The sequence below is a fragment of the Pseudomonas sp. 910_23 genome, from assembly GCF_052850795.1.
This window is the reverse complement of record NZ_VXCZ01000033.1, coordinates 23,623-30,009: the sequence shown is the minus strand read 5'-3', so window position 1 is coordinate 30,009 and position 6,387 is coordinate 23,623. Positions and strand designations below refer to the sequence as shown.

General features: G+C 62.1%; 4 protein-coding genes. All 4 read right to left on the bottom strand.

The window, feature by feature from the left end; genetic code table 11:
• Window positions 1–215 precede the first annotated feature (215 nt).
• The 4 genes from FW800_RS26970 to FW800_RS26955 all read right to left on the bottom strand — a co-directional run bounded on the left by FW800_RS26970 (window position 216) and on the right by FW800_RS26955 (window position 6,376).
• Window positions 216–1,898, bottom strand: coding sequence for a ShlB/FhaC/HecB family hemolysin secretion/activation protein (locus tag FW800_RS26970; protein WP_078820198.1), 1,683 nt, complete (start codon window positions 1,896–1,898; stop codon window positions 216–218).
• A gap of 186 nt (window positions 1,899–2,084) precedes the next feature.
• Window positions 2,085–3,872 carry a collagen-like triple helix repeat-containing protein gene (locus FW800_RS26965; protein ID WP_446438839.1) on the bottom strand — a complete coding sequence of 596 codons (1,788 nt, stop codon included), beginning with the start codon at window positions 3,870–3,872 and terminating at the stop codon, window positions 2,085–2,087.
• 300 nt (window positions 3,873–4,172) lie between these two features.
• Window positions 4,173–5,021 (bottom strand): MaoC family dehydratase, encoded by an 849-nt coding sequence (locus FW800_RS26960; RefSeq protein ID WP_446438838.1) that lies wholly within the window; start codon window positions 5,019–5,021, stop codon window positions 4,173–4,175.
• A 2-nt stretch (window positions 5,022–5,023) separates the two neighbouring features.
• Window positions 5,024–6,376 (bottom strand): 3-oxoacyl-ACP reductase, encoded by a 1,353-nt coding sequence (locus FW800_RS26955; RefSeq protein ID WP_032878079.1) that lies wholly within the window; start codon window positions 6,374–6,376, stop codon window positions 5,024–5,026.
• Between the last annotated feature and the right edge of the window lie 11 nt (window positions 6,377–6,387).

The following is a 6,387-nucleotide window of genomic DNA, read 5'->3' as shown; positions in this document are numbered from 1 at the left end:
CCTTTTGGTTACTTTTGGGGCTCTTTTCCAAAAGTGACCCGCTGTAAAAGCGGAACCAATAGTGGCCGTTACCTAAATAACGGATATGTACTCGGTCTAATCCAACATCCTGGTCGGCCCTGAGGCCGCCATCGGGAGCAAGTCGAATCGTCGCACCGCCCCTCCCACATTTTTCACCGAGTCTGATCCAACAAATGATCAAGGCATCAAGCTCCTCAAAGCTGATAACTGAAACTCAGCGTATACCGTGGCCTGCGGTTAAAACTGTCCAGGGCGATATCCGACATCGGCTTGGCCGCCTCCAGGGCGATGTTGTAGTACTTGTTATCGCCAAAGCGTAACCCCACTGCCGCCGAAGACATGTCGCTGGCCTTGACCGGCAGGTCGTTGAACCAGGTCTTGGCGCGGTCGAGCACCACGTAGGGTTGCAAAACCTTCACCCAGTTGCCAGCACGGTTGAAGCTGTAGTTGACCTCGTACGCCACCCCCCAGCCCTTGTCGCCCGAGCCTTGATCATCAGGATAGCCACGCCCGAAGTTTTGCCCGCCGAAGGTGGCACGTTCGCTGTCAGGCAGCGTGTTGTTGCTCCAGTACAACGCACCTGAGAGCACGCCTTGCCAGTTGTCGAAGAACTTGTCGCTTTGCACGCCGGAGAGGCGCAGGCGGAAGAAATCGAGGTCGGGTTTTGCCACGTCCAGGTCACTGCGCGCCTTGGCGCCCAAACCGTCGATGCCTTGGTACAGGCCGCCGCTGATGATGCGTAACCGGCGTGCGTCGGCCTTGCGCCAATCACCCTCGAAGGCGAGGGCGCGCAGGTTGGATTCGATGTCGAAACTCAGCGGGTAGCCCACCAGCTTGTAACGGGTGGTCTGGTCCACCACGTACAGGCGTGTGCCCAGGCTCAATGACTCGGTGGGAGAGGCGATAAACGGGTGGCTCAGGCCGATGGAATAGCGATCGATCGACTGGTGCGGCTTGAGCTCGAAGCCGCCGTCCAGTTGCACGCTGCTGTTGGGGTCGGCGCGGTAACGTTCGGCTGCGAGTGCCAGTTGGGTGCCCTCGGCATTGATGAACTGGTTGTAGTCCACACGGTAGTAATGCTCTTTGTCCTCGCCGGGTGGGAACAGGCCGCTGACGGTCAGTTGTTCGCCCATGAACGTTTGCGAATTGCTGGTGGCGCTGAGCAAGGCTTGCGTACCGCCACGGCTTTTCTGCACCAGGCTCATGCTGGTGGTGAAAGGTTTGCGGCTGGCCTGGATCTGCATGTGCGTGGCGCCATCGGTGGTGCCGGGCGGTGGCACCTGGGCTTGTACGGTCAGGCCGGGAATGCGGCTCATCAGCGTGGTGTAGCGCTCGAAGGTCTTGCGCGTCAGCGGGCGTTCGGCCAACAGCTTTTTCGCCAGTTTGTCGACGTAGGCCGACACCGAGCCGATATCGCCGGTTTGCTGGTAGTCCTTGATGTAACCCTCCACCAAAACAACGCGGACCAGGCCGTTTTCGAAATTCTGCTGTGGCAGGAACGCGTAGGACAGCAGGTAGCCGTCCTCCTGGTAGCGGCGGGTGATGCCACGGGTTGCTTCGATCAATTGCGCGAGGTTGGTCTCGCGGCCAATCAGCGGTGCGTAGACTTGGGCCGTCTCGGTCAGCGGGTAAATGGTGCCGCCTTCGATCTGCAGCTTGCGAATGGTGACCTTGGTGTCCATCAACAGGGGCTGGCCGGCAGTCGGCGGTGTTTCAGGCACTTGGGTTTGTGGTGTGGCCGGTCGATAGGCATCGGCGGGTAGGTTGGGTACCGGCAAGGTGCGCACGGTGTCATTGCTGTTCAAAAAGCTGGGAAGGGGCTCGGCCTGGGCGTAAGCGCTGAGGGTTAGCATTAACAACGGCGTTAATACGCGCATAGGACACTCCATGGTCAACTGCAGCAGCGCTTCGGGCCCGCCGGGTTCTGGGACTCGGTTCGGGAGGGTGGCGGCTCATCACACAAGGCGTCGCCCATAAAAAAGACGAGAGACTTATTTAGGGTCTCTCGTCTCAACCAAGCGTAGGCGCTGTAGGGGAGGCCGTCTAATCGGCCAGGTGCATTTCTATTTGCCGGTCAGGCCGTTCAACAAACCGCCCAGACCGCCAGTGGCTGTAGTGCCGCCGGTGGTTGTGGCAGTGCCTGTGGTCGTGGTGGTGGCGCCGATGTTCAAGCCACCGAGTAGGCCACCGCTGGTGCCGGTAGTGCCGCCGGTGACCAAGCCACCCACCGAACCTACAGTGTTGCCGACAGCCGTTACGGTGGTGCCCACTGCGTTGGTGACCGGGTTGGCATTGGCGGCAGTCAGGTTGGTGCCTACGCTGCTGACTGCCCCTCCCACTTGCGTCACCAGGCCGTTGACCGGAGCGCCAACGCCAGTGGTAGTACCGATGTTTTGCGTCAGCGCGGTGACGCCGGATGTGACCGGGTTAAGCGCGGCGCCGACATTGGTTGCCACTGCCGCGACTGGTGCCGTGGCGCCTGTGTTGGCGACACCTGTACCACCCAGCACAGTCCCTACCGAAGCGATGGTGTTGCCCAGCGCGCCACCGGTTACACCCGCTGCACTGACCGTGCCATTGGTGTTGCCGACATTCAGGCCGGTACCGACGTTGCTGACCAGGCCGCCGACCAGTTCTGGAATGCCGGGAGCTGCGGTGCCACCGGTTGGGGCGACATAGCCGCCAGACTTGTCGAGCGTGCCGCCAACGCCAGTCAGCACGCTGCCGACCACGGTAGTGACAGGGTTGCCGGTACCGCCAGTACTGGCGACTTGAGTCCCCAGGCTGGTGACCGTCGAGCCGACTTTATCCAGCAGGCCATTGACTGGAGTGCCCAGGCCGGTTGCCGTGCCCAGGTTGCCGGTGGTGTTTTCCACCAGCGATACCACAGGCACCACTACTTTGCCGCCGAGGGTGTTGGTCAACGAGCCCAATGGGCCGGTGGTGCTGGCGGTACTGAGGGTATCGCCGAGCATGGTTACCGTAGTGCCGACTTTATCCACTACGCCGCCGACTGCAGTGCCTACGCCACCTGTCAGGCCGCCGACGACGGGTACACCGCCGAGGGTCGTCGACAGTGATTGGCCGGTGGTCGAGATGCCGCCGCCCAGGTCGGCGACGCCATTCCCGACACCTGCCACAGTAACGCCCAGGGAGTTGGTATTGGTGCCCAGTGAGCCCAACCCGTTGGTCACACCTGTGCCGATGCTGGTGACGGCAGTGCCGGCCGAGGTCACCAGGCCGCCAGCGGTAACACCGACGATGGGCACACCGTTCAAGGTAGAGCCAAGATCACCCACTGCTGCGCCTACATTGCCCACAGTGGTGCCGAGCGTACCGGCGATCTGCCCAGTAACCAGCGGGGTAGTTGTTGAACCTGTGCCGCCGCCGGTGCCGCCACCGGTGCCGCCACCGGTTCCGCCGCCCGTGCCGCCACCAGTACCGCCACCGGTACCACCGCCCGTGCCGCCGTCACCGCCACCGGTACCACCGCCCGTACCACCGCCCGTGCCGCCGCCCGTGCCGCCGTCACCGCCACCGGTACCACCGCCCGTGCCGCCGTCACCGCCACCGGTACCACCGCCTGTGCCGCCGTCACCGCCACCGGTACCACCGCCTGTGCCGCCGTCACCGCCCCCGGTACCACCGCCCGCGCCGCCGTCACCACCACCGGTACCACCGCCTGTGCCGCCGTCACCACCACCAGTACCAGCACCTGCGCCAGCATCTGGCGATGACGCTGCCACGCTGGATTTATGCCCGCCGCCACCGCTGCTGCAGCCGCCGAGGCTCATTGCCAGAATCAGGGCCAACGCGGTACTTGCTTTCCACAACACGACTTGAGTTTTCATGATTGAGTTCCTTGCACCTGGTACAACCTGGGTTGTTTCAAACCTTCGCAACTTCTTGGGGCAGCAATAGGTTTGTCCGTGGTTCTATCTCAGGCCATGGCACTCTTTCGCACAACGCTCAACTTGGTATTAATAATTTATATACTCCAGGCATTGGTCGACTTAGCGACTAATACAAAGGGTATAGAGTAAGAGTGTTTAATAATATTTATATGATTTAAATCAGCAGTTTGAATAAATAAGCGGACCTCGTAAGGTCCGCTATAACTTTGGGTGTATATATACAATTAATCGGTTTTTTCAGGCGAGCGGCTGCCACTTTCCGAACATATGCTCAATGCCGCCCGGCCCTTTAAGTTCCAACTCGCCACTGGAACCGGCTGCGCTGCTCATCAATATCACTTCACCGGGCAGGCGCACGGGTTTCCTGAACGCGACATTGATTTCAATATTGGCGGCCGGCAGGTGTTCTCCCAGCGCCGCGAGCGTGCGGGCCTTGTTCCACAGCCCATGGGCGATGGCTTGGGGAAAACCGAACAGCTTGGCCGTAGGCGCACTGAGATGGATGGGGTTGTAATCGCCGGACACGCGGGCATAGCGGCGACCGATATCGGTGGGCGCCTTCCAGCGTGTCAGTTCGTTGAGCGGCCTTGGGACGTGCACGCTGTTATTCAGCGATTCGCCTTCAAGCTTTACGCCACGACAGAGCATCTGGCTTTCGGCTTCCCATAGCAGTCCAAGGGCATCTTCGACCACGGTCGCAATGTCAAAGGTCGCGCCCTTGGCGTGGGGCTGTAGGTTGTGCGCGTACACACCGATGCTCAGCTCTCCCACGCCGCCCAGAGGCCGGTGAATGCGGATGCGATTGCTCAGGTGGACCAGCCCCAACAGCGGAAACGGAAACGCCTTGTCGGTCAGCAGTTGCAGTTGCAGACCGAACGCCAGGATGTGCGGGTAAGTCGCTGGCAGCATCGGGCTGTCGGTGAACCCGCAGACCTTGCGGTACGCCGCGACGGCCTTGGGATCGACGCTGACCCGACAGCGCCAGCCGCGTTCGGGCAACGTGCTGCCGGTGATCTTGCGCTTGAGTGCCGCACGCCAGTACAGCGGGAGTAGCGACGGTGTGCTGTCCAAGGTTTGCCATTGCATGCTTATGCTCCCAGAAGACTTTGCCCACACACACGCAGCGCCTGGCCGCTGACGGCACCGGAGCCCGGCTGGCCGAGCCAGGCCACGGCTTCGGCCACGTCCTGTGGCATGCCACCCTGGCCAAGCGAACTCATGCGTCGCCCGGCCTCACGCAGGGCAAACGGGATGTGTGCGGTCATCTGGGTTTCGATAAAGCCCGGCGCCACGGCGTTGATGCTGATCCCGCGTTGCTTCAAAAGGGGCGCCCATGCCTGGGCCAGGCCGATCAAACCGGCCTTGCTCGCGGCATAGTTGGTTTGCCCACGATTGCCGGCGATGCCACTGATGGACGCCAGCAGCACGACCCGTGCGTTGTCGTGCAGAGTGCCGCTGTCGAGCAGGGCCTTGGTCAGCACTTGCGGAGCATTGAGATTCACCGCCAGCACTGCGTCCCAGTATTCGGGCGTCATGTTGGCCAGGGTTTTGTCACGGGTGATGCCGGCGTTGTGCACCAGGATATCGAGCCCGTCGGGCAAGTGCTCGACCAACTGGCTGGCGGCGTCTTCGGCGCAGATATCCAGCACCACCGTACGCGCATTCAGGCGTGCGGCCAGGGCTTCGAGGTCGGCCTTGGCTTGGGGCACATCGAGCAAAATCACCTCGGCACCGTCGCGGGCCAGGGTTTCGGCGATGGACGCACCGATGCCCCGGGCGGCGCCAGTGACCAGCGCCTTGCGCCCCGCCAGCGGGCGCGTCCAGTCTTCGACCGGGGTGTCGCAGGCTGACAGGCGAATGACCTGGCCAGAAATGTAAGCGCTTTTGGGCGAGAGGAAAAACCGCAGCGCGCCCTCTAATTGGTCCTCGGCCCCGTCACCCACATACAGCAACTGCAACACGCCACCGCTGCGCAGTTCCTTGGCCAGCGAGCGGCTGAAGCCTTCCAGGGCGCGCTGGGCGCTGGCGGCAAACGGGTCGCTGAGGCTTTCCGGCGCACGGCCGAGGATCACCAGGTGCGCGCTATGGTCTAGGTTTTTCAGCAATGGCTGGAAGAACTCACGCAGTTGCTTGAGTTGGTCGGTGTGCTTCAAGTCACTGGCGTCGAACACCACCGCCTTGAGCTTGGGGCCGTGCCCGGGAATCCACACGGATGCCGTCGAGGCTTCTGCGCCGTAGCTGTAGATGGCGTCGGTGAGCCGATTGGCAAACGCCAGCACCTTGCTCGTCAATGCGCCGCCGCCCAGCAACAGTGCGCCTTCGACCGGGCGCAGGCGTCCGGCTTGCCAGCGTTCCAGGCGTACCGGTGACGGCAGGCCAATGGCGGCGACCAGGCGATGGCCGAGGCTTGAGTTGGCGAAGTCGATATAACGGTCAGACATGGAACGCTCTC

What these genes read in the sequence shown, in the direction of transcription:
- FW800_RS26955 (WP_032878079.1), bottom strand. Translation starts at nt 6,376, where the DNA reads ATGTCTGACCGTTATATCGACTTCGCCAACTCAAGCCTCGGCCATCGC.
- FW800_RS26970 (WP_078820198.1), bottom strand. Translation starts at nt 1,898, where the DNA reads ATGCGCGTATTAACGCCGTTGTTAATGCTAACCCTCAGCGCTTACGCC.
- FW800_RS26960 (WP_446438838.1), bottom strand. Translation starts at nt 5,021, where the DNA reads ATGCAATGGCAAACCTTGGACAGCACACCGTCGCTACTCCCGCTGTAC.
- FW800_RS26965 (WP_446438839.1), bottom strand. Translation starts at nt 3,872, where the DNA reads ATGAAAACTCAAGTCGTGTTGTGGAAAGCAAGTACCGCGTTGGCCCTG.